The sequence below is a fragment of the Mesorhizobium sp. M5C.F.Ca.IN.020.32.2.1 genome (genome assembly GCF_004023105.1).
Lineage (GTDB): Bacteria > Pseudomonadota > Alphaproteobacteria > Rhizobiales > Rhizobiaceae > Mesorhizobium > Mesorhizobium wenxiniae.
Window position 1 is genome coordinate 1 of sequence record NZ_RZSX01001304.1, and the last position, 1,173, is coordinate 1,173.

Annotated in this window: 2 protein-coding genes; both read right to left on the bottom strand. The window is 61.3% G+C overall.

The genetic code is table 11. The features are described 5' to 3' along the window. The coding region (locus tag EOA86_RS35470) for a hypothetical protein (protein WP_164892362.1) at positions 1-227 on the bottom strand (227 nt) is incomplete at its 3' end. A gap of 133 nt (positions 228-360) precedes the next feature. Next, positions 361-1,173 (bottom strand): DUF6537 domain-containing protein (locus EOA86_RS35475; RefSeq protein WP_348633387.1); only part of this gene is annotated, 813 nt, incomplete at its 5' end.

Here is a 1,173-nt window from a genome sequence, read left to right on the forward strand (position 1 = left end):
GGCAAGCTGTTGTATTTTTGGAAATTTCTCATGCGGAATATGCCGACGAGAACCATCGCAATCGCAACAACCAGGTAACGCGGATCGCCGTTCTTCCACCAGACAAGGCCGATCAGGAAGGTTTGCGCGAGAATGCCGATCGAAAGCGTCACCCCGTCGCGAAACAGAGTTTCCACGAACGGGATATAGACGTCGACCGGAATCTCGTTTTTTCTTTTCAGATTCACGCCTGAATCCCAACCCTGGGGAGCCAAGCTGTGTCACATTCGCCTTAAGAAAGATTTAGAGAGGCCGTTCCGGGCTTTGCCGTCAGTCGGTTGGCGCCGGGAAGCTACCCTTCAAACAAACAAGGCATATCGATTACTCGGCGGCCTGGAGTCCCGGCCGAACGGGCATTTTTGCCAGGCGATCGAGCAGCCTTAGGCGTTCGCCAGCGGCCTTTTCGGCACTGGCCTGCCTGACGTGACCATAGCCGCGAATGAGCTCCGGCACCGAGGCAAGCGCGGCCGCAGCCTCGACCTTGCCTGCCGCCAGCGCGCTGGCGACAAGCTCCAGATCGGCCTCGTACTGCGCAAGAAGCTGCCGTTCCATACGCCTTTCGGAGCTGTAGCCGAACACATCGAAGACCGTGCCGCGCAAGCCTTTGATCGCTGCCAGCAGGCGGAACCCATCCATCATCCAGGGACCGAAACTCGACTTCCTCGGCTTGCCGTCCTTGCCGCGCCTGCCCATCATCGGCGGCGCGAGATGGAATTCGAGCTTGTCGTAGCTCTGGAACTGCTTGCCCAGCTCGGCGGCGAAGGAGCCGTCGGTGTAAAGCCTCGCCACCTCGTATTCGTCCTTGATCGCCATCAGCTTGAACAGGTTCCTCGCAGCGGCCTCGGTCACATCAGTCGAACCGGGCATCGCCCTGGCTTCGGCCTTGCGCAGCGCGGCCAGTCTGTCGGCGTAGCGCGTGGCATAGGCAGCGTTCTGATAAGCGGTGAGGAAGGCGACGCGGCGGGCGATAATGTCGTCCAGCGTTTCGACGACAGCGGCGTTCTGTGCAGCCGTGCCCGGCTGGGCAACGAGGCCGCGCACGAAATCCGGCTGGTGGGCGGCGCGGCGGCCCCAGCGGAAGGCTGAGACGTTCATCGCCACGGCCTGGCCGTTGAGTTCGATCGCCTTTTCGAC